This window comes from Microbacterium plantarum (assembly GCF_035231185.1).
Taxonomy (GTDB): domain Bacteria; phylum Actinomycetota; class Actinomycetes; order Actinomycetales; family Microbacteriaceae; genus Microbacterium; species Microbacterium plantarum.
Genome location: NZ_CP141117.1, coordinates 337,377 through 358,800, shown reverse-complemented (window position 1 = coordinate 358,800; position 21,424 = coordinate 337,377). Strand labels below are relative to the sequence as shown.

The 21,424-nt window shown below is 68.5% G+C and carries 20 protein-coding genes and 1 tRNA gene; 12 read left to right on the top strand and 9 right to left on the bottom strand.

What is annotated here, in order from left to right:
- The 3 genes from VC184_RS01710 to VC184_RS01700 all read left to right on the top strand — a co-directional run bounded on the left by VC184_RS01710 (position 1) and on the right by VC184_RS01700 (position 2,741).
- A complete protein-coding gene (locus VC184_RS01710) occupies positions 1-2,226 on the top strand; it encodes a beta-xylosidase/alpha-l-arabinosidase (RefSeq protein WP_323987798.1) in 2,226 nt (741 codons plus the stop codon).
- 44 nt (positions 2,227-2,270) lie between these two features.
- The gene (locus VC184_RS01705; RefSeq protein ID WP_323987126.1) at positions 2,271-2,642 is read left to right on the top strand and encodes a hypothetical protein; all 372 of its coding nucleotides are present in this window, start codon (positions 2,271-2,273) and stop codon (positions 2,640-2,642) included.
- A 25-nt stretch (positions 2,643-2,667) separates the two neighbouring features.
- Positions 2,668-2,741: transfer RNA gene (locus VC184_RS01700), tRNA-Gly, on the top strand.
- Between the two features lie 225 nt (positions 2,742-2,966).
- Here the strand turns inward: VC184_RS01700 and VC184_RS01695 are convergent.
- Positions 2,967-3,803: an alpha/beta fold hydrolase gene (locus VC184_RS01695; RefSeq protein WP_323987125.1), complete on the bottom strand. Its 837-nt coding sequence runs from the start codon at positions 3,801-3,803 to the stop codon at positions 2,967-2,969.
- 294 nt (positions 3,804-4,097) lie between these two features.
- On the opposite strand from VC184_RS01695, the gene VC184_RS01690 reads away from it, so the two are divergent.
- A complete protein-coding gene (locus VC184_RS01690) occupies positions 4,098-4,907 on the top strand; it encodes a helix-turn-helix transcriptional regulator (protein WP_323987123.1) in 810 nt (269 codons plus the stop codon).
- Between the two features lie 22 nt (positions 4,908-4,929).
- Positions 4,930-5,301, top strand: a complete 372-nt coding sequence (locus tag VC184_RS01685) for a DUF488 domain-containing protein (protein ID WP_323987122.1) — start codon at positions 4,930-4,932, stop codon at positions 5,299-5,301.
- On the opposite strand, the gene VC184_RS01680 is transcribed toward VC184_RS01685, so the two are convergent.
- From VC184_RS01680 to VC184_RS01665, 4 genes are all read right to left on the bottom strand, one after another.
- Positions 5,296-6,426 (bottom strand): FAD binding domain-containing protein, encoded by a 1,131-nt coding sequence (locus VC184_RS01680; protein WP_323987121.1) that lies wholly within the window; start codon positions 6,424-6,426, stop codon positions 5,296-5,298. The two genes, VC184_RS01685 and VC184_RS01680, sit on opposite strands and share 6 nt — an antisense overlap.
- Entirely contained in the window at positions 6,423-7,148 is a 726-nt protein-coding gene (locus tag VC184_RS01675) for an alpha/beta hydrolase (RefSeq protein ID WP_323987120.1), read from the bottom strand. The genes VC184_RS01680 and VC184_RS01675 overlap by 4 nt, the downstream gene beginning before the upstream one ends.
- An 83-nt stretch (positions 7,149-7,231) precedes the next feature.
- A complete protein-coding gene (locus VC184_RS01670) occupies positions 7,232-8,107 on the bottom strand; it encodes an alpha/beta fold hydrolase (protein WP_323987119.1) in 876 nt (291 codons plus the stop codon).
- On the bottom strand, positions 8,104-9,270 hold the full coding sequence (locus VC184_RS01665) for a helix-turn-helix domain-containing protein (protein WP_323987118.1): 1,167 nt from the start codon (positions 9,268-9,270) through the stop codon (positions 8,104-8,106). Before VC184_RS01665 ends, VC184_RS01670 begins: the two co-directional genes overlap by 4 nt.
- A gap of 40 nt (positions 9,271-9,310) precedes the next feature.
- Between VC184_RS01665 and VC184_RS01660 the strand changes: the two genes are divergently transcribed.
- Positions 9,311-12,283, top strand: coding sequence for a helix-turn-helix transcriptional regulator (locus tag VC184_RS01660; protein WP_323987117.1), 2,973 nt, complete (start codon positions 9,311-9,313; stop codon positions 12,281-12,283).
- Here VC184_RS01660 and VC184_RS01655 read toward each other — a convergent pair.
- A complete protein-coding gene (locus VC184_RS01655; RefSeq protein WP_269267014.1) occupies positions 12,255-12,638 on the bottom strand; it encodes a nuclear transport factor 2 family protein in 384 nt (127 codons plus the stop codon). The genes VC184_RS01660 and VC184_RS01655 overlap by 29 nt on opposite strands.
- A gap of 294 nt (positions 12,639-12,932) precedes the next feature.
- Between VC184_RS01655 and VC184_RS01650 the strand changes: the two genes are divergently transcribed.
- The 4 genes from VC184_RS01650 (at position 12,933) to VC184_RS01635 (ending at position 15,944) form a co-directional block, all read left to right on the top strand.
- The gene (locus VC184_RS01650) at positions 12,933-13,802 is read left to right on the top strand and encodes a Dyp-type peroxidase (protein WP_323987115.1); all 870 of its coding nucleotides are present in this window, start codon (positions 12,933-12,935) and stop codon (positions 13,800-13,802) included.
- Positions 13,799-14,860, top strand: a complete 1,062-nt coding sequence (locus tag VC184_RS01645) for an FUSC family protein (RefSeq protein WP_323987114.1) — start codon at positions 13,799-13,801, stop codon at positions 14,858-14,860. The genes VC184_RS01650 and VC184_RS01645 overlap by 4 nt, the downstream gene beginning before the upstream one ends.
- Positions 14,861-14,984: 124 nt before the next feature.
- Complete coding sequence (locus tag VC184_RS01640; protein ID WP_323987113.1) at positions 14,985-15,404, top strand: redoxin domain-containing protein; 420 nt, start codon at positions 14,985-14,987, stop codon at positions 15,402-15,404.
- Between the two features lie 12 nt (positions 15,405-15,416).
- Positions 15,417-15,944, top strand: coding sequence for a DsbA family protein (locus VC184_RS01635; RefSeq protein WP_323987112.1), 528 nt, complete (start codon positions 15,417-15,419; stop codon positions 15,942-15,944).
- A gap of 52 nt (positions 15,945-15,996) precedes the next feature.
- Here VC184_RS01635 and VC184_RS01630 read toward each other — a convergent pair whose 3' ends face one another.
- Together VC184_RS01630 and VC184_RS01625 are read right to left on the bottom strand one after the other, a co-directional pair.
- A complete protein-coding gene (locus VC184_RS01630) occupies positions 15,997-17,193 on the bottom strand; it encodes an MFS transporter (RefSeq protein ID WP_323987110.1) in 1,197 nt (398 codons plus the stop codon).
- 68 nt (positions 17,194-17,261) lie between these two features.
- On the bottom strand, positions 17,262-18,473 hold the full coding sequence (locus VC184_RS01625; protein WP_323987108.1) for a cupin domain-containing protein: 1,212 nt from the start codon (positions 18,471-18,473) through the stop codon (positions 17,262-17,264).
- Positions 18,474-18,625: 152 nt separating this feature from the next.
- On the opposite strand from VC184_RS01625, the gene VC184_RS01620 reads away from it, so the two are divergent.
- Complete coding sequence (locus tag VC184_RS01620) at positions 18,626-19,354, top strand: YoaK family protein (RefSeq protein WP_323987107.1); 729 nt, start codon at positions 18,626-18,628, stop codon at positions 19,352-19,354.
- A 160-nt stretch (positions 19,355-19,514) separates the two neighbouring features.
- On the opposite strand, the gene VC184_RS01615 is transcribed toward VC184_RS01620, so the two are convergent.
- Positions 19,515-20,312 carry an MOSC domain-containing protein gene (locus VC184_RS01615; RefSeq protein ID WP_323987106.1) on the bottom strand — a complete coding sequence of 266 codons (798 nt, stop codon included), beginning with the start codon at positions 20,310-20,312 and terminating at the stop codon, positions 19,515-19,517.
- Positions 20,313-20,489: 177 nt separating this feature from the next.
- On the opposite strand from VC184_RS01615, the gene VC184_RS01610 reads away from it, so the two are divergent.
- On the top strand, positions 20,490-21,401 hold the full coding sequence (locus VC184_RS01610; protein ID WP_112616051.1) for a formate/nitrite transporter family protein: 912 nt from the start codon (positions 20,490-20,492) through the stop codon (positions 21,399-21,401).
- Positions 21,402-21,424 lie beyond the last annotated feature (23 nt).

Sequence of the window (21,424 nt, the reverse complement as noted above, 5' to 3'; positions counted from 1 at the left end):
ATGACCCTCGAAGAGAAGCTCGCCCAGCTGGTCGGCTTCTGGGTCGATCAGGGCGACGAGGTCGTCGCGCCGATGGCCGGCGAGATGGCGTCGTCGACCGCGTACGCCGATGCGACCGTCCACGGCCTGGGGCAGCTGACCCGCGTCTACGGCACGCGGCCCGTCGACCCGATCGAGCGGGCGGCATGGCTGTGGGAGGAGCAGCGCCGACTCATTCGCGAGACGCGCCTGGGCATCCCCGCCCTCGTGCACGAGGAGTGCCTGACCGGCCTGGCGGCGTGGCAGGCGGCGACCTTCCCCACTCCCCTCGCGTGGGGCGCGGCGTTCGACCCGGAGCTCGTCGAGGAGATGGGAGCGCTGATCGGCGAGTCGATGCGCGAGCTCGGCATCCACCAGGGGCTCGCGCCGGTGCTCGACGTCATCCGCGACCCCCGCTGGGGACGCGTCGACGAGTGCATCGCCGAGGACCCATACGTCGTGGGCGTCATCGGCACCGCGTATGTGCGGGGCCTGCAGAGCACGGGCGTCCACGCGACGCTGAAGCACTTCGTCGGGTACTCGGGCTCGCAGGCGGGCCGCAACCACGCGCCGGTCCACGCGGGACCGCGCGAGATCGCCGACGTGTTCCTGCCGCCGTTCGAGATGGCAGTCCGCGACGGCGGCGTGCGGTCGGTGATGAACTCGTACGCCGAGATCGACGGGATGCCGGTCGCGGCGACGCCCGCCTACCTCACCGACCTCCTGCGCGAGACGTGGGGCTTCGACGGCACCGTCGTGTCGGACTACTTCGCCGTCGCCTTCCTCCACACGATGCACGCCGTCGCCCGCGACCGCGGCGAGGCCGCGCAGCTCGCCCTCGAGGCCGGCATCGACGTAGAGCTGCCCACGGGCGACGCCTACGTCGGGCCGCTCGCCGAGCGCGTCCGCGGGGGCCAGGTCGACGAGGCGCTCATCGACCGCGCCGTTCGTCGAGTGCTGATCCAGAAGGAGGAGCTCGGGCTCCTCGACGAGACCTTCGAGGAGCCACCGACGAGCATCGACCTCGACTCGCCCGCGCACCGCGCGGTCGCCCGGCGCCTGGCCGAGGAATCGGTCGTGCTGCTGACCAACGACGGCGTGCTGCCGCTCGCATCGCCCCGCCGCGTCGCCGTGATCGGACCGAACGGTGACAGCTCGGAAGCCCTCATGGGCTGCTACTCGTTCGCCAATCACGTGCTCGCCCACCACCCGGGCGTGCCGATGGGATTCGAGATCCCGACGCTCGCGGCATCCATCATCGACGCCATGCCTGACGCCGAGGTCACCGTCGTGCGCGGCTGCGAGGCCGAGGGCGACGACCGGTCGGGCTTCGCCGAGGCGGAGGATGCCGCACGCGCGGCCGACGTCGCGATCGTCGCCGTCGGCGACCGGGCCGGACTGTTCGGGCGGGGCACCGTCGGCGAGGGGAACGACGCCGACTCGCTCGAGCTGCCGGGGGTGCAGCGCGAGCTCGTCGAGCGTCTCGTTGCGACGGGGACGCCGGTCGTGCTCGTCGTCCTGTCGGGGCGGCCGTACGCGATCGACTGGGCGCTCTCGGGCGAGGGGGCCGTCGCGGCAGCGCTGCAGACGTTCTTCCCGGGCGAAGAGGGCGGACCGGCAATCGCTGCGGTCCTGAGCGGCGAGGTCTCGCCCTCGGGCCACCTGCCCGTCTCGCTCCCCCGATCGTCGGGTTCGCAGCCCTACAGCTACCTGCATCCGATCCTCGGCGGGCCGAACGAGATCACGAGCGCCGACAGCACCCCTGCACTCCCCTTCGGGCACGGGCTCAGCTACACGACGTTCGAGCACGACGCCCTGTCGGTGACGGCGTCGGTGTCGGCCGGAGACGCCTTCACGGCGACCGTGCGGGTGCGGAACACGGGCGAGCGCGCGGGCACGGATCTCGTGCAGCTGTACGCGCGCGACATCCACGCGAGTGTCACGCGGCCGGTCGCGCAGCTGCTCGGCTTCGCCCGGGTGGAGCTGTATGCCGGCGCCGCGGCGACCGTCTCGTTCGACGTGCCGACCTCACGGCTGGCCTTCACCGGACGCGAGGGGGTGCGCATCGTCGAGCCCGGCGACATCGAGCTCTGGGTCGGACCGTCGTGCGCGGAGCGGGAGACCGAGGCGGCGACGGAGATCGTCGGCGAGGTGCACCGCGTGACGGCATCCGACCGACGGATCGTCGAGGTCTCGATCGAGCGCTGATCCCGAGGTCGTGCGCGCCGGGCGCGAGCGATAGTGTGCGGGCCATGTACAACGACTACGCAGGGCCCGCGGCGGCCTTCGGCATCGGCTTCGTCGTCCTCGGTATCGCGATCTACCTCGGGACGATCGCGCTCATCCTGTGGGTGAGCTACCTGCTGATGCGCACGGCGGTGAAGAACGGGATGCTGCTCGCGATGCGCGAGAGCGGCGGACAGTTCCCGGGTGGGGGCGGGGCCGGTGTCGGGGGTGTCGGTGGTTATGGGGCAGGTTCGCATCCGGCCGCGCCGCCGTACCCGCAGGCTCCGCCCGCGCCGGGTGGCCACGGTGGGCCGGGTGGGCCGGCGGCTCCGGGTGGGCCTGCTGCTCCTGGCGCACCGGGCGGTCCGGCTTCCGGCGGCCCGAGCCCCGTGGGGTAAGCTGACCGAGCACCTCCGGGTGCGTGGGGCTGTAGTTCAATGGCAGAACATCTGCTTCCCAAGCAGATAGCGCGGGTTCGATTCCCGTCAGCCCCTCCACAGCCCCGACGGGCGGCCACCGGCCGCGCGGCGGGGCTTTCCCGATGTTGCCGCCGGAATCACCCCGCCCGCGCCGCGATGCAAGGGTTCTGGCCCGACACCCCGCTCAGCGGCATCCGGCCCGGGGTGTCGTGTCGGATCCCTTGCATCCCGGTCCACGCCGCCCGAGGCTCCGCAGAAGAGGCGCACCCGTCATCCGGGTGCGCCTCTGAGCTGATGCCGCGATTACTTCTGGATGAAGGCCAGCAGGTCGGGGTTGATGACGTCCGCGTGAGTGGTCAGCATGCCGTGCGGGTAGCCGGCGTAGATCTTCAGCTCGGAGTTCTGCAGCAGCTCGTGCTGCAGCAACGCGGCGGCCTTGAAAGGGACGACCTGGTCGTCGTCGCCCTGCATGACGAGGACGGGAACCGTGATGGCCTTGAGGTCATCGGTCTGGTCGGTCTCGGAGAACGCCTTGATGCCCTCGTAGTGGGCGAGAGCGCTGCCCGTCATGCCCTGACGCCACCAGTTGGCGACGACCGGCTCGGACACCTCGACACCGTCACGGTTGAAGCCGTAGAACGGACCCGAGGCGACGGCCTGGAAGAACTCGGCGCGGTTGGCGGCGAGAGCGGAGCGGAAGCCGTCGAAGACCTCGACGGGCGTTCCCTCGGGGTTGCTGTCGGACTTGAGCATGATCGGCGGAACCGACGAGACCAGGACGGCCTTCGCGACGCGCCCCTGCGGCTGGCCGTACCGAGCGACGTAGCGGGCGACCTGGCCACCACCGGTGGAGTGGCCGATGTGGATCGCGTTCTTCAGGTCGAGGTGCTCGACGACCGCGTTCACGTCGCTGGCGTAGTGGTCCATGTCGTGGCCGGTGCTGATCTGCGAGGAGCGACCGTGGCCGCGACGGTCGCTGGCGACGACACGGAAGCCCTTGTCGAGGAAATACAGCATCTGCGCGTCCCAGTCGTCGGACGACAGCGGCCATCCGTGGTGGAACACGATGGGCTGGGCGTCCTCGTCGCCCCAGTCCTTGAAGTAGATCTCGGCGCCGTCTTCGGTGGTGATGTATCCCATGATGAGTCCTTTGTCATGTCGTCGAACGAGTGGGCCCGACCGACGGGTGAATGGTTCGCGCCTCGACGATGTGGCGACGGGATTCACGGTAGCTTTCGGGTCTGCGCGACGCCTCCGACAATTGCCGACTCCTGTTGCTACGTCTATCCAAGCCGGGTGCGTCGCTGCGAAGAGGGGATACGGATCCCCGGAAGAGGTGATGTGAGCACGCCCCCGCTCTCCTTACGGTGAAGCGTCTCTCCCCCCCGGCTCAGCACGAGTCGGAAGGACGGTTCGAGACAGTCAAGGAGCTCGGTGAGCGATAACAAGAGTGTTCTCGGGAGCTTTCTGCGTGCGCGGCGCTCGCGCGTCCGCCCGACGGACGTCGGCCTCCGTCCGACTGACGGCAGACGAGTCTCCGGGCTGAAGCGCGACGAAGTCGCGATGCTCGCAGGCATCAGCATCGAGTACTACACCAGGCTCGAGCAGGGACGGGGAGCCGACCCCTCCACCACGGTGGTCCGCGCTCTCGCGCGCGCTCTGAATCTGGACGACGTGAGCGTCGAGTACGTCAACCGTCTCACCGGAAGAGTCGACGAGCAGCGACGCATGATCCCGCCCGAAAAGAGCTACATCATGCGCGAACTGCTCGACACGTGGGCGCACATTCCGGCGTACATCACCAATGGCAACCTCGACATCGTCGCGGTCAACGAACTCATGCATTCCCTGAGCTCCGGCACCATCCGCCCCGGCGCCAACGCCCTCGTCGCGCACTTCGCGGCCGGGAACAAGCGCCAGATCGTGAACTGGGAGGAACTGGCGGCACGCGGTGTCGCGACCCTGCGGTTCCTCGGCGATCGAACGTCCACGCGGTACGACGAGATCGTCCGTGAATTGTCCAGGGATCAGGGCTTCGTGAGGCTGTGGGAGCTGCACGAAGTCGCTCGCCCGTCGGACTTCGATTCTCACCTGCGGTTGGACGGGATCGGCGAGATCCAGATGCGGGTACATAATTTCGAGGTCCCCTCCCTGCCGTTCCACACGTTGACGACCCAGTCCCCGAAACCCGGGTTCACCGCTCTCGCCGACACCCCCGTCAGCCGCGAAACGAGCTTCGCCTGAGCCCTCGAACGAAAGGCCGCCCATGCCGAGCATCCGCATCAAGCGCGCATATGACGCAGCTGCCGCAGACGACGGTTACCGGATCCTCGTGGACCGCCTCTGGCCACGGGGCGTGTCGAAAGAACGCGCTGCTGTCGACGAGTGGTTGAAGGACATCGCGCCCTCGCCCGATCTGCGCACCTGGTGGGACCATGACTCCGCGCGAATGACGGAATTCACCCATCGGTACGAGGCGGAATTGGAAGCGAATCCCGCGGCCGTTCAGCACCTGCTCGAGGTCGCCCACGCGCAGGGCACGGTCACCTTGATCTACGCGGCGCACGACCCGGCGGTCAATCATGCCGTGGTCCTCCAGCGTTTCGTCCAAGAGCGGCTCGCCCGCACCGGGTCATAGCGGCAACTGCTCGCCGAGCCTCACCCCGTAACGCGCGATGCTCGTCGCCACCGGGAGCCGCTGCTCGTCGTACGAGGCGAGGGCTGCGTCCACGGTCGACGAACGCAGGAGGCGGGCGAGAGCGAGCGCGTCGCCCGCCGCTTTCGCGGCCCCCATCGCGGTGTGCGGACGGACCACCGCTGCCGCATCCCCGAGGAGCAGTGCGCGCGTCCGGGTGAGCCGAGGGGCGACGTAGTCGAGCACACCCTGGAGGAATGGCCGAGGCTCCATCGCGATCACGTCGGCGAACGGGGGCGGGAGGCGATGCTGGGCCGCCTCGATCAGGTGCGTCCTGACGTCCTCCGGCGTCTGCCCGGGCGCGAGGGACGTCGACAGGGGGAGGCGTCCCGCGGCGGTCATCAGCGCCGACAGGTCGCCGGAGCTCATCGACCGGTACCAGACCCAGTTGTATCGCCGACGCCCCGGCTGGGTCTGTCCGTCCGCCCCGGGGACGAGATAGCCGAGCGCGTGCTCCCCCGGTCCCGTGAAGAAGGTCATCCGACGAAACAGGGTGTCGGCGGATGCCCCGGGGACGAGGTCTTCGGGGATGAGGCCGCGCCAGATGGCGTAACCGGCGTAGCTGGGTTCGCCGCCGTCGGGTGCGACGAAGCGGCGCACGTGTGAGTGGGCTCCATCCGCTCCCACGAGGAGCGAAGCCTCCTCTCGTTCCTCGCCCGCAGTGAAGGAGAGGACGCCGGCTCGCGCGTCGACATCGGTGACCGGACTGTTCACGACATATCGAGAGTCGGGGATCGCATCGCGGAGACCGTTGTACAGGCGGTCCCACGACAACTGCGTCTGCTCGGCCCGCTCTCGGTAGCGAACGGCACCTCGCAGGTCGAGCGCGATCCGCTCGACGGATGTCACCCCGGGGACAGCGCCCGCCGGGACTCCGGCGACATCGAGTGCGGCGAAGACCTCGTCCTGGGCGACCAAGCCGGCGCCGCGCGCTCGGAGACCGTGCACCGACTTCTCGTACACCGTGACGTCATGCCCCAGCCGGTGCAGCATGGCCGCCGCGAACAGCCCGCCGATGGAACCGCCTGCCACCGCGATGCGGTGCGCGGACGACGCGAAGCCGCTCATGCGGTCAGCGGCACGGCGTTCGCAGCGTCGACGATGAAACGTGCGATGTCGCCGGGGTGCGTGTGCAGGACGAGGTGCGGGCCCGGCAGCTCGAGCACCATGCGGGCCGAGGCTCGCTCGAGGCCGAAACGGACGGCGTCCGGGTTCACGATCTGATCCGCCGTGGCCACGATGCCCCAGGTCGGGCGGGTACGCCACGCTGCGTGCGTGGCTCGGTCGCTGAGCACCGCGGCGTCCAGCGGGCGCTGGGTGACGGCGAAGACGGCCGCCTCGTCGGAGGGGATCCCCAGGGCGGCGAGGAACGGGAACTCGTCGATGGCGACAAACACCTCCTGCCGGGTCGCGCCGTCGGCGGTGGCGTACCGCCGGTAGTCGAAGTAGTCGGCGGCGTCGGATGCAGGGAAGCGCTGACTCAGGTCGTCTGCACTCTCGTCCACGTCGAGCACGAATCCCGCCACGAAGACGAGCCCGCGAACGTTCTGCGCCGTTCCTGCACCGGAGGCCACGGTGGCTCCATAGGAGTGGCCGACCAGGAGCACCGGCCCGTCGATGTTCTCGACGAACGATCGCACATACGCGACATCCTCCGCGAGACTTCGATTGGAGATGGCGGGAACGCGCACCTCGATACCCGCACCCATCACGCGCATCGCCACCGGTGACCAGCTCGCTCCATCAGAGAACGCGCCGTGCACCATCACAACGGTCGGCGTCTCGCGCATATCCCACTCCCTCGTTCCCGGAGATGACCCGGCCACGTCTCACGGTAGGAGCAGTGTCCGCGCCCTCCCTCCGAAGGTTGTCGCTACCTGACTGGACGGATGTCGGAAACCGCGTTCGCATCGAGGAACACTCGGACGACCTCGTTGAACGCCTCCGGATTCTCCAGGAACGGGAAATGCGAGCTGGCGACATCGCGCGGGAAGATGTGCACGAGCGCTCCGGGGATGCGCGAGGCGACGTAGCGTTGCGACTCGGCCGACACATGGCTGCCGTCGCACCCCAGCACGAGGGTGGGCTTGGCGATGGTCGGCAGGAGTTCCCGCCAGTCCTGCGCGCCGTGGTCGAACAGCAATGGCGCGGCGACACGGCGCGGTGTCTGAGCGACCTCCGATGACACGAACGACCAGAGGCCGTCGTCGACGGGCCCGGTGAACATGCTCCGCACGAAGGCGCGCACCGTGGCGTCTCCGCCAGCATCGTCGGCGATGGCGTTCGCGAGGGTACCGAGCCCATCCGCGGGCAGGATGCAGCCTGCGGACTGCTGCTCGATCGCACTCATCCACAGCTGCGCGGCGACCGCGGCGGGCTGGTCCACCAGCACGAGGCTTCGCACTCTCCTGTCGCCGAAGAGTTCGAGATACGACCAGATGACCGAGACCCCCATCGACCAGCCGAGGAGATGGACATCCCGGATGTCGAGATCAACCAGGATGTCGCGGACGTCGGCTGCGAGACGAGCGATGCGGTAGCCCCGCCCGGGCTTCTCCGACCTGCCATGTCCACGCATGTCGTACGTGATGACACGGCGTTCTCCGAGTCCGTCACGCTGGTGCAGGAACATCTCCTGCGATTGCGACCACCCATGGAGCATCAGGACCGGGGCGCCGTTCCCGCCCGTGTCGTACACCTCGAGGGTTACGCCGTCGCTGGTCTGGACCTGCCGGCTTCGCGCCCTCATTGGATGTGTCCCGCGTTCTCCCAGTACGAGGCGAGTTTCAAACCGAGGTGCAGTGCACTGCGCTTCATCCCGTCATCCATCGCGTCTTTGACCACCTGTGGCATGTTTTCCAATCGGTAGTACAGCGTCGTGCGGTGAATGTGCAGTTCTTCGCATACGACTTTGATCTGGTGGGCATGGTCGAGGAGGGTCTCGATGGTCTGGCGGCGCAGCGGGTCCGCATCGTGGATCAGGGCGTATGCGGCGGGTGAGTACCACTGCAGTCGGTTCGGATCCGAGACGACGTCGGCGATGAGCAACCACGGGCCGACGTCTTCGGCGCGCAGGCTCGTGCCCAGATCCGGCAAGAGCTCCGCGACCGCTGCCGTCGCGACAGCTCGCTCGGCGACCGGCCGCACGTCGATGTCGGTTCCGGTGAGATAGGCGGACCCGATTGCGCGCAGCGGCACACCCGCGCGCGCCGCCGTGGCCGCGATGAGGTCATCCGTTCGCGTGTTCTCATGTGAACGCTCCAGGAACAGTAAGGCAGCTCCGATCTCGCCCATGAACATGAACGTCGCTGTGGCCAGGCTCTCCACAGCCCGACCGAGCGAAGCGCGCTGGACCACGGAGGTGTCGTGCCCGACGGCCACGGCGCGAACGACGGTCGCCGAGCTGCGAGACACGCCGTAGGCGCGGACAGCAGTGCTCAGCGCATCCCGTCTGACGATCGGATCCGGGGCGAGGAGTCCTCGGAGGACCATGTCGCGCGTCGATCGGCCCGATATCTCGTCCTGCGCGGCGGCGAGATACTCGCGTGCGATCTCCACCGCGGCGTCGACTGCACGAAACTGCGATGACGTCAGCGGGGGGAGCCCGCCCGTGATCAGCCACAGGACCCCGAGCAATGCGTCACGGGAGCGGATCGGCACCGCCAGGCGTTCCCGTGCGCCGAATTGATCGAGGTTCACGGTCTGCGGTCGTTTGGCGGAGGACAGGTGGATGCTCTCCAGATACGCGCGCTCCCGCGGAGGTGTCGCGCGTCCCAACAGTCCACGGGCGCGGAGCTCATCGATCTCCTCGCCCTGTGCGCTGGAAACGATGGGGCGGTACTGGGCGTCGTTGATGACGACGGAACGGCCGAGGTCTTCCGCGAGGTCATCCACGAGTGTCTGCAGGTTCATCCCCGTCCGCTCCCTTCTCGGCCGCACCCGCGCCCTCGGCTTGAGCGTAAGAACGGCCCTTCCGGGCGAGGAGGCCCAACTTGTACTACTCAGGCGGCGGCGACCTCCGCGGCATACGTCGCCGCGGAATAATGAGGGGATGCACGACCGGCACTCCGGCTTCGCCGTTGCGTCAGACCGCGCCTTCCTGGCCGGGTCTTCCACCGCTGCCAGCACCCCCCTGCGCGGGCGCGGCGACATCATCTCGTCCCTCACCGCGTCCATCGAGCGGTCTCTCTCGGGCGAGCCCACGCCCGCGCTCATCCGCGGGCGCGCGGGCATGGGAAAGACCCGCCTGCTCGCGGAGGTTCTCGCCGTCGCCGAGCAACGAGGCTGGCCCACCCTCACCATCACCCCGGACGTCGACTCCGGAGCAGTCCCCTTGGGGGCACTGACCGAGGCGATGCTGCGCGGCACACCGCGCCTGGTGACGGAGGAGGAGCTGCGGCCGGCCCTGGGCGCGGGAGAACCGCAGTACTGGATCGCGCGCCTCCTGACCGACCGATTGGAGTCGACGGCTACGACGGCGGGCGGTGCGATCGTCGTCGTCGACGACCTGCAGTGGTTGGACGCCGCGTCCGTCGGGATCCTGTTACGGTCAGCGGCCGCCCTGGCGGATCAGCCTGTCGCCTGGGTGCTTGCCAGCCGCTCCGGACAGTTCCGGGCGGCCCATGCTCGAGTCGCCGAGTATGTCGAGCGCACCGGCACGGTCCTCGATCTCGAGCCTGTCGCGGCGGATGCTGCGCTCGAGATCGCGGCAGACCTCACCGGCGCCACCCTCGGACCCAAGCTCGAGGCGGCCCTCGAGCAGACCTCGCACATCCCGCTGCTCATCGTCGAACTCGTGCGCGGGCTGCAGGAAGAAGCGCTCCTGGCGGCCCATGGTGGCGTCGTCGACGCCATCGGCTCTGCCGTTCCCGCCAGATTCGGGGCGGCATCGCGACAGCGGGTGGCGCACCTCTCCGACGACGCACTGACCTTCGCACAGGTTGCGAGCTTGTTTGGCAGGCGGTTCCGCCTCTCCGACGTCTTGACCGCGACCGGCGGCACCGCGGTGGCCTCGATGACCGCGGTGCGCGAACTCCTCGGTGCCGATTTCCTGATCGAGGACGGGGCAACCCTCGCCTTCGTCCACGACACGATCCGGGAAGCGGTGGAAGCGTCGATCCCGGCATCCGTCCGTAAGGCGATGCTGCGCGAAGTGGCACAGCTCCGCCTCGCCTCCGGCGAACCAGCCTCCGCCGTCGCCGCGGCACTCGTGGAGGCTGCCGAACCCGGCGATCAGCAATCGTTCGCACTGATCCGCGACGCCGCGCAGCAGTTGGCTGCGTCCGACACATCGCAGGCCGCGGACCTCGCCGCAGCGGCACTGCGCCTCGCGAACAACGTTCCGGCTCTGGCGGAGGCCAGTACCGAGCTCCTTCCGTACCTGTGGGCCGACGGGCGCGACACCGAGGCGGACAACGCGACCCAGGCACTCGCGCCCTATCTCTCACCGGAGTCGCGGGCACGTGTCCTCCTCGGTGCCGCCCGTCGCCAGACCGAATCCTCCTTCGATCGCGCCATCGCCACCTGTGATCAGGCGCTCGCGCTCGCAGGCATCGAACGACCGGCGCGAGCTGACCTGCTGGCCGTGCGCGCCCTGAACTGTGCGAACAAGGCGGACTTCGTCGAGCTGACCCGCACCCTGGCGCTCGCACGCGAGGTCGCCGACCCCGATGCGGACCACGAGGCGCTCGCCACCGTGGACGCGACAGAGTCGGTGTACGCGTTCAACAGCAACCGGTTCGACGACGCGGTCGCCCTCATGGAATCCGCGTCGAGACGCGCCGCTCTCGCGGGGCTGGATCCGGCGCGATGGGTGCCGGAAGGATTGTGGGACGCATTCCTCCACAACTCGAAGGGCGACGTCACGCGAGCTCTCGAGCTGGTGGACGAGGGGCTGAGCTCGGCGATCGCATCCCGGGCCGCTGTCGCCGAGGCGTATTGGATGATGGTCCGCGCCCGCGTTCTGCATGACCTCGGCCGGCTGGATGACGCGAGGCTGCAAGCGGAGTCGGTGCTCGCTCTTGCTGATGAACTCGGACTCGGCGATTTCGCGAATGCGACCGCCGGCATCGTATTGTTCCGAATCGCTCTTCGCACCGGTGACACCGCTCTCCGAAAGCAGACCGAACCGCTCGTCGAGACTCTCGCGTCCGGCGGCGGTGTCGTCCGAGCGGGTCAGTGGATGCTCGTGCTGCGAGCGCTCAACGACGGAAAAGTGGATGACGCTGTGGCGCACAGCGTCCTCGCACGAGAATCACTCCACGACCCGATCCCCACGATGACGACACCCTCGGACTTCGCCGACGACCTTCTGCTCATGGAGGTCGCGATCCGCTCCGAGGATGACGAACTCGCTCGTGAGGTCATCACGCGAGCCCGCATCCGATACGACGCCAATCCTGAGAATGCCTACTGCCGGGCCATTCTGCGGACCGCGGAGGGCTGCCACGGACGTGATGCGGACACGCTGACTGAGGCCGCGATGATCCTCCGGCAGTCGGATCGCCCGCTCATCCTCGCTCTCGTCCTCGAGTTACTGGGCGTTGTGGCGCCCGACGCGGAACGCTCGGTCCCGGCGCTCGACGAGGCGCTCGCCATCTATGAGACCGCGGGCGCGCATCGCGATGTCAACCGTGTGCTGCAGTCTCTCCGACACCGCGGAGTTCGCCGTCGCGCGCACGCGCACGGCGATCCGCAGATGCTCTCACCGCGTGAGCAGCAAGTGCTCGAGCGCGTCGCCGCCGGCGCGACGACGCAGCAGATCGCGGACGCACTGTTCATGTCGCCCCACACCGTCGTGTCCCACATTCGCCACATCTACGCGAAGTCGGGACTCAATTCGCGAAAGGACCTGCGCGAGTGGCACGGAAAGCGCGCGGCGCGCGCCCCGTCACAGCTCACGCGTGAATCTGGTTCCATGCGCTGATCTGGGCGCCCGCGACGCGGAAGCTCGCGAACCCCATCACCTCGACCGTCGACGTGCCGGGGAGCCTCAGCCGCAGCCGCTGCTCGGTCAGCACCGTGTCGCCGCAGACCGCCAGGGACTCGAGGTGCGTGGTCCACTGGTCGAACTCCTCGTGCAGCTCGGCGATCATCCGTGTCACGGCGGGTCGCCCCCACACGCGCTTGTTCGCAGACGGACGATAGACGACATTTTCAGCGAGGAACGGATGCAGTTCGGCATGCGCGCGGTCGTTGAGGAGCGCGATGAAGTCGCGCACGACGAGTTCGCGTTCGAGTTGGTGGATCCCGGTGAGTGCCTCGCGGCCGATGGCGTCCATGGTGTCTCCGTCCAGGTCAGGTGGCACTCACGGTATGGCGGGTCGCGACCAGCGCTGTGCGACGTCCGTCCAGTCCGCGAAGGACACTTCGTGCAGATCGGCGACCCCGATCACCGGGCGATGCACTCGTCGCACGCAGTCTCGTCACGTGTCGGAAGCACATCGCTCCGGATAACGCGATGGTGGTGCCGTCAGACGAATGCGAGAGCGAGCGGACACCGGATGAACAACGTCGAGACAGGACCGACACAGGCACCAGGAGCACCTCTCACCGCGAATGCGGTGTTCCTGGTTGTGACCATCGCGCCAGGCGGCGTCGACATCGTGCGCGACGTTCTCGCCGATCTCTCCGATTCGATGAAAGCCATCACCTTCCGATTTCCGGAGGCGGCGTTGACGTGCACGGTGGGAGTCGGCAGCCGCGTGTGGGCGTCGCTCATGCAGAGCGCTCCCCCCGCGCAGCTCCGCCCCTTCACGCCGGTCGTCGGGGCGAGGCATACGGCACCCGCGACACCGGGGGATCTGCTGTTCCACATCCGCGCGGAACGAGCGGACGTCTGCTTCTTCTTCGAGAAGCGCCTGCTGAGTGATCTCGGTGCGGCGGTGCACGTCGTCGATGAGACGGTGGGCTTCCGTTCTTTCGACCGTCGTGATCTGTTGGGTTTCGTCGATGGAACGGCGAACCCGGTCGGACCGGCCAGTGACGCCGCCGTCCTCGTCGCCGACGAGGACCCCGCACACACCGGCGGCACCTATGTCGTGACGCAGAAGTACGTGCACGCGATGGCCGAGTGGGATTCGCTGCCCGTCGAGACACAGGAGCGGATCCTCGGACGCACGAAGGTCGATGGGATCGAGCTGGATGACGCCCCCAGCGGCCAGCAGTCACACAAGTCCCTGGCGACCATCGAGGACGAGCACGGCGTCGAGCACGACATCGTCCGCGACAACATGCCGTTCGGCAGGCCCGGAGCGGGAGAGTTCGGCACCTACTTCCTCGGGTACAGCCGCAACCTCTGGGTCATCCAGCAGATGATCGAGCGGATGTTCATCGGACATCCTCCGGGGATGCACGACCGGCTGCTCGACTTTTCCACCGCGTTGACCGGCACCGTGTTCTTCGCCCCATCCGCTGCCGAGCTCGACGCGCTCGGCAGCGGATGAGCAGGCGCGTCTGGCGTCAGCTGTTCGCCCTCCGACCGGCTCCGCGCCAGTGGCCGGCCGCACTGCAGGCTGCTCTGGCCGTCGCCGTTCCCCCGCTGCTCGGACTCGTCATCGGCGAACCACGTTGGGGGTCGGTCGGTTCCCTCGGCGCTCTCATCGTCCTGCACCTCCCCGACCGGTCGCGCAGAGAACGTGCTGTCGCGCTACCGATCATCGCCGGCGCTCTTCTGGTGGCCGCGTGTGTCGGTGCGGCGCTGGGTACAGCGCTCATTCCCGGCCTCGTGGCCATGTCCGTCATCGCCGTCGGCGGGTCGTTCCTCGCGCAGGCGCTGGCGGTCGGTCCGCCCGGGGCGCTCTTCCTCGTCCTCATCACCGGCTCCGCCAGCCAGCTCGTGGCCCCCGCGGCTGCCGGCGGTGCCGGCATGAGCTGTCTCGAGGTCGTGGCTTCACTCGCCGGCGGTGCGCTCCTGGGGTATCTGATCGCGGTGCTGCCGCTGCTCGCGCCCACGATCCGAGCCCGCGACCGGATGATATTCGCGCAGCGAACGCCCTGGCGCTTCGCAGTCCCCGCATCCGCTCGCCTGATCGTCGCTCGGATCGCTGCGGCCGCGGTGCTCGCTGTACCGGTCAGCGCGACCCTCGGCCTGCATCATGCGGCGTGGGTCATGTTGGCGTGCCTCGGAATCCTTCAGAAAGACGCGGACGTCTATTCAGCAGTCCTGCGGGGTACGCAGCGCCTCATCGGCACCGGACTCGCCATCCTCCTCGTGATCGTCCTGGCGGCCATCGAGCCCTGGGGGTGGGAGCGCATCGCCTGGGCGGCCGGGTTGATCTTCCTCTTCGAGCTCCTGCTCCGACGGAACCTGACCTGGGCGCTCGCCGTCGTCACACCGATGGCGGTGCTGCTCGCCTCAGCCGCAGGGCAACCCATCAGCGAGGTCGCGGCCGAGCGCGTCGTCGACACGATCGCTGGTGCCGGAATCGCGGGAGTCGTCCTTCTCGCCGCCGTGACAGGGGAGCGCCGGCGCAGCACGACCGGTTCGACACATGTCGGATGACGTTCGAACGCGCGGCCTACGGGAGCCCCATCTCACCCGGGCACAGTGAGGGTACGTTCAGAAAGGGCCGATCATGCCAGACATCCTGCAACCGGGGAATCATGCACCGCACTTCACTCTCCGGGTGACCGCCGACCAGTCGCTGGGTTCAGACGAGCTCCTCGGCAGCCCCGTCGTCCTCGCGTTCTACCCCGCCGACTGGAGTCCCGTCTGCGGCGACCAGCTGGCCGTCATCAACGAGGCTCTGCCGCTGATCCGTGCCCGGGGTGCGCAGGTCGTCGCCGTGTCCGTCGACAACGTGTGGTCGCACGAAGCGTTCACGGCAGCTCACTCACTTCACTTCCCGCTCCTCAGCGATTTCGAGCCGAAGGGAGCGGTCGCACGACTCTTCGGTGCGTACGACGATGCCGTGGGCGAAGCGCGCCGAGCGCTCTTCGTCATCGACCCCGCCGGCGTCATCGCTTGGAGCTACCTCGCGCCCGTCGCCGTCAACCCCGGCGTCGACGGCGTACTCGATGCCCTCGACACCCTCACCCACAACTGAAAGGAGAGGACCATGTCCTCACTTCGCGTTCCCGTCTCCTCACACGACCACAGCTCGGGTCCCGCCGACGCGGCGGTGGTTCTCGTCGAGTACGGCGACTATCAGTGCCCCTATTGCGGTGCCGCGTATCCCGTCGTCGCGAAGCTGCTCGCCGCATACGAGGGGCAGGTGCGTTTCGTCTTCCGGAACTTCCCGCTCGCCGAACTGCACCCCGAGGCGGTCGATGCAGCGTTCGTCGCCGAGTTCGCGGCCGAACACGGCAGGTTCTGGGAGGCTCACGACCTGTTGTTCGAACACCAAGGACAGCTGGGCCCCGACCTCTACGCGACGATCTGCGAGCGGCTCGGCCTGCCGATGGACGAGCTCCGCACGGCGGTGGCCGAGGGACGCTACCTGTCGCGAATCCGCGCCGACGAAGAAGGCGGCATCCGCAGCGGCGTCAACGGGACGCCGACGTTCTTCCTCAACGGCTATCGCGTCGACTCCGGCACGGACGGACTCGCCGACGCCCTCGCCGGTGTGATTCGTCGCTCTGCGTGAGCCATGTCGACAGGGAAGGGCCGCCGGGAGCATCCCGGCCCCTTCCCTGTCTTCAGCGCGCGGCGCGACGCATCCGCAGTGCCGCGGTCACCGTCACGACGCCGACCAGAACCACGAACACCAGAAGCACGGTGGTCTGGGGCAGCACGGTCAACGCTCCCCCAATAGCGAGCACCGGAAGCGCCAGACCGCAGTACGCGACGAGGAACATCGCGGCGAGCGTCTCACCTGTGCGACCCGGTTCCGCGATCTCCGAGGCGGTGGCCAGCGCACATCGGAACAGGGCGCCGACGCCCGCTCCGCCGATGATCCCGCCGAACAGGAACAGAGCGAGCGACGGCGCGAGAGCCCCGCCGGCGATCACGAGCAGACCGACTCCACAGGCGATGGCGGCGAACAGCAGCTGGGTGCGATACGCGACACGGGCCAGAAGCACCTGAGCGGCGGCGGCGGACCCGAAGACGAGGAAGACCGTGATCCCGGCCACGAGGTGGCCGTGCTCGTCGAAGATGCCGACGAGGATCGACGGGGCCAGAGAGGTGAACAGCCCGAAGAGCGCGAAACCTGCGAAAGCCGCGAAGGCGGCAGCCACGAAGCGGTCGCGGGACGCCGCGGGGACCGCGACCTTCTGCGGACGATATGTGCGCCGAGCCGCGGTGACGGTCTCCGGAACAAGCGCGACGGCGATGGCCAGGAGAATGAGGACCACGGCGAACACGGTGTGCGGAAGGTGCAGCGGGTCGGGCAGGAAGTCGGCGAAGAGCCCGCCGATGAGGGGGCCGAGGGCGAGACCGCCGAGGTTCGCTCCCCCGGCGACGGATGCCGCGACGACGGCGTTCTCGTCTGGTCGCGCCCGAGCCCGCAACTCGCCGAGGTGCGCAGTCGCGGTCGCCGTGAGCACGCCGATACTGACGCCGTTGACGATTCGGGCGATCAGCAGCCCCGGGACGTCGGTGAATACCGTGAACAGCATCGCGGACAGCGCGGAGATGAGGATGGCGATGACGAGCATCCGTCGTCGCCCCATCCAGTCGCTGACGTGCCCGAGCAGGAACAGGCTCGCAACCACCCCGGCCGCGTATGCCGCGAACACGACGGTGACGACGGAGACGGGGAACCCGTCGAGCTGCTGATAGAGCGGGTACAGGGGTGTGGGAACAGTGGAGTACGCCATCACCAGGAGGAACGCGACCGCGACCACCCAGAACGGCGTGGTGCGGCGTGCGACGTGTGAGTGTGTGCGTGCCAACGCGTGCAGCTTTCTCGGGGAGCGTGCCGTTCACCGCCTCGGGCATGAACCCGAGGCGGTGTCGCGGCTCATCGCAGCGGTGTGATGCCCTGCGAGCCGCGCGGGAAGGTCGCGAGAACCGCAGGGTCGATGTTGAGGTGCGCCGAGACGAGCTGCGGCGGCACGTGGGACAGCCAGTTCGCGAGGGAGATCTCCTCGTACTTGTCGGTGCGGAACACCTCGAGGAACTGCAGCACGTCGTCACCGGTGTTCTCGATGTAGTGGCCGAAGTTTTTGCGGACCACGCCCACGTCGCCAGCACGGAAGTCCGTGGTGTTCGCATGCGGTCCGGTGTTGAACACCGTCATGCGGGCAGAACCGCGAAGGTAGTACTGCCACTCATCGGCATTCGGGTGCCAATGCAGCTCTCGCATGGAGCCCGGCTCGACGGTGACGAGTGCCGCGGCGACCGTGGATGAGTACGTGTAGTTGGTCGAGTCGGCGATCTGGATGGAGCCGCCCGTGTTCTCGTGCAACGGCTTCGATCGCGAGAGGCGGAAGATGACCGGCTCCATGCCCCACTCGACGCCGGCCGCGGCCTGGTCGGCCTCGAGCGCCGGCGGCTCGTCACCGGGGAAGATCCACAGGTTGTGCAGAGGGATGTCGGAGAAGACCTCCTGGGCAACGCCGAAGTTCTTCGCCAGGACCTCCGGCGGTGTGTGGGCGAACCAGTCGGTGAGGAGCAGCGTGTTCGACTCGGACTGGTCGCCGTCATCGAAGGCGAGGACGAACTCGGCCCCGTCGGGTCCGAGACCCTGGAGCGAGTGCGGGGTACCGGCGGGGAAGAACCACAGATCGCCCTCCTCCACGTCTTCCACGGCGGGAAGACCGGAGCGACTGAGGGTCGTGACGCGCGCTTTGCCCCGGGTCATGACGGCCCACTCGGCAGTCTGGTGCCAGTGCAGCTCACGGATGCCGCCGGGCTCGAGGTACATGTTGACGCCGGCGATCTCGTCGGAGATGTGGAAATCCTGCTTCGTCAGCTCCCGCGCCCAGCCGCCCCGCTGGACGCGGCGCGGCGAGATGTTGAACGAGGACCAGAAAAACGGCTGGGTGCTGATGTCGGTCGCCGGCGCGTGAATCTGGTTGGGGAACTGCGAGGTGATAGCCGTGTTCTGCGGGCCGGTCATCGTGTTGCTCTGCGGGCGATCGGCGATGTTGACCTCGCCCTCCTGCGGCAAGTCGGGGTTGCCCAGCGTGGGAACCTCGTGCCCGACGGGGACGTTCTCAGACGAATCCATGGCTTGCTCCTTCGTGACGGATCCGGACGGTATTCAGGAGTCTGGCGATGCCCCGCGATGCGTCACAGGGATAGCTGACGAACGGGTATTCGACACTCGTCGGACGCCGTCGATCGCTCCGTTCGCTTGGGTGGAAGGCCCAGGGAGGTTCCATGTCGCTCGCCCACGCCTCATCGATTCGTCGCTACCCGCTCCTGGAGACGGTGTGGGCGTCGGCGTCTCTCGCGTTTGTCTCCGGACTGCTCGACGCATGGACGTTCGGCCAGGTCGGCACGTTCGCGACCGTGCAATCCGGCAATCTCATCTCGCTGGGCTACGCCACCGCGGAGGGAGACGTCGACCGCGCGCTCCTTGCGGCCAGTTCCGTTCTCGTCTTCGCGGCCGGAGCCTTCGCGTGCAGCATCCTCATCCTCGGGCTCGCTCGCCGGGGGAAGTCGTACTCGGCGCCCGTCCTTCTCGGCGAGGTCGTGATCGTCACGGTCCTCGCCGTGCTGAGCGTCACCCGCGGATCGGAACCGATGTGGATCGCCGGGGCCGTCAGCTTCGTCGCCGGCGTTCAGGGCAACGCCTTTCACCGCGAGACGGGGATGCTCTATGGCAACATCGCCGTCACCTCGGTCATCCAGATGGCCGCCGGCCTGCTGGGACGCGCGGTCGCACGCCGCATCGCCGACGACGGTGAACAGCACCTCCGCCCGGCAGGGGCGTACGTGGCCGTGCTCGTCGCATTCGCTGCGGGAGGCGGGCTCGGCTTCAGCGCGAACGCGGTCCGGTCCGGCTTCTCGTTGATTCTCGCCGCTGCGGTTCTCCTCGGGCTGTGGACGTATGCCGTCCGCGGACGCGGGGCCGTCGACCCGGCGCAGAACGCACCGACGCCGTAGAAGCTCCCGCCGCCGACATCCCGGCTCAGCCCTCGAGCACCAACCCCGTACCGCGCTGCAAGGCGCCGCGACCGACACGCCGCTCAGCGGCATCCGTCCCGGGGTGTCGGTCGGGAACGCTTGCATCCCGGCACCCACGAACGGATGCCGTCATCCCGGCTCAGCCCTCGACGACGACCTCGTCGCCCACCCGCACCACTCCCCCGCCGTCGGCGGGGAGGAGCAGGATACCGAGGGTCGGCTCCGCCTGATCGAACTCGGTCGTCAGCACGCGCAGCAGCCGCGCGTCGCGCTCGCCCGTGTCGGGGTTGGCCATGATCGCGGCGCACCGGCCGATGGGGCGCTGCACGTCGAACGCGACCTCACCGATGCGGACGCGCCCGCTCCACCCCAGTTCATCCCACGCCCCGGCACCCGAAACGACGATGTTCGAGCGGAACCGCCGGCTGTCGACGGGCGCGGCCACCGCAGCATCCACGTCCTCGACCGAGGCGGCACCGTGCAGCGAGACGTAGCCGCGTGCCCGGTCCTGGAACCGGGCGGTGACACCGTCGCCGACGAGCCGCAGGGGCAGCACCCCCTCCTTCTCGAGCCGCCGGGCATCCGGTGACGCCTGCACGAACGCGGTCACGGCTTCCTCGAGCTCGCGCCGCCCGGCGTCGTCGAGCCCCGCCTCCGCGAGCACGACACCGTCGGCGCTCAGCCGCAGCCACCGCGCGTCGGCGTCGAATTGCAGGGCCACACGAGCAAGCGCCGGGAAGTCCATGAGCGCGAGGCCGCGGCTCTTCGGCCACGACTCCAGGCCGTCGGCGCCCTCGGGCTCCACCGCGTCGGCGAAGCGGAACGCGAGCACCCGGTCGCCGGCGATTCGGCCGTCGGGCTGGACGACGAGCTCGTCGCGCGCTTCGGGAGTGAACCCCTTGACGGGATAGCGGTACAGGGCAGAGACGACGGGCACACCGCTACTCTGCACCACCCCGCCCGAATCGCCACCAGCGCCCGCGATCTCACAACCGCCGATGGTCCGAAGAGAGAAAGAGGTAACGGAACGGACGATCAGCGAGACCGCCGGGGAAACACCCCGCCTCTAGCGTCGAGCACCATACCCACCGGCTCTCGACCGAAGGAGGACGCGATGTCCTACGTCAAGCCCACCGAGCTCGTTCAGACCGTCATCGACGCGGGCGCGTCGAAGGTCATGCTCTCGACCCGCGACACGCTCATCCGCTCCATCATGGGCGGCGCCGTCCTTACGATCGCCGCTGCCTTCGCCGTGACCATCACCGTGACGACGGGGATGCCGCTGCTCGGCGCCGTGCTCTTCCCGATCGGCTTCATCATGCTGTACCTGCTCGGCTACGACCTGCTGACCGGCGTCTTCGTGCTCGCACCGCTCGCCTGGCTCGACCGGCGGCCGGGGGTGACGCTCGGCGGCATCTTGCGCAACTGGGGACTGGTGTTCCTCGGCAACTTCATCGGCGCCTTCACCGTGGCCGTGCTGATGGCGATCGTCGTCACGTACGGCTTCTCGACGCCGCCGAACGAGGTGGGTCAGGCGATCGGCCACATCGGCGAGGGCCGCACGGTCGGCTACGCCGAGCACGGCGCGGCGGGCATGCTCACGCTCTTCGTCCGCGGCGTCCTGTGCAACTGGATGGTCGCGACGGGCGTCGTGCTGGCGATGATCTCGAAGGATGTCATCGGCAAGATCTTCGCGATGTGGATGCCGATCATGCTCTTCTTCTTCATGGGATTCGAGCACTCGATCGTGAACATGTTCCTGTTCCCCTCGGGGCTCCTCCTCGGCGGCGACTTCACGATCATGGACTACCTGATCTGGAACGAGATCCCCACTGTGCTCGGCAACCTCGTCGGAGGCCTCGTCTTCGTCGCGATCCCGCTCTACTTCACCTACGGCCGGCCGACTTCGCCGCGCCGCGTACGCGCGCCGAAGCGAACCCGCGCGACCGGGACCGCCGAGCCTGTAGCCACCGAGCCCGCCGCCGCGGAGCCGGCAGCGGTCGAGCCCGCGACCGCCCGGGTGTGACCCATGGTCCGCACCGTAAACAG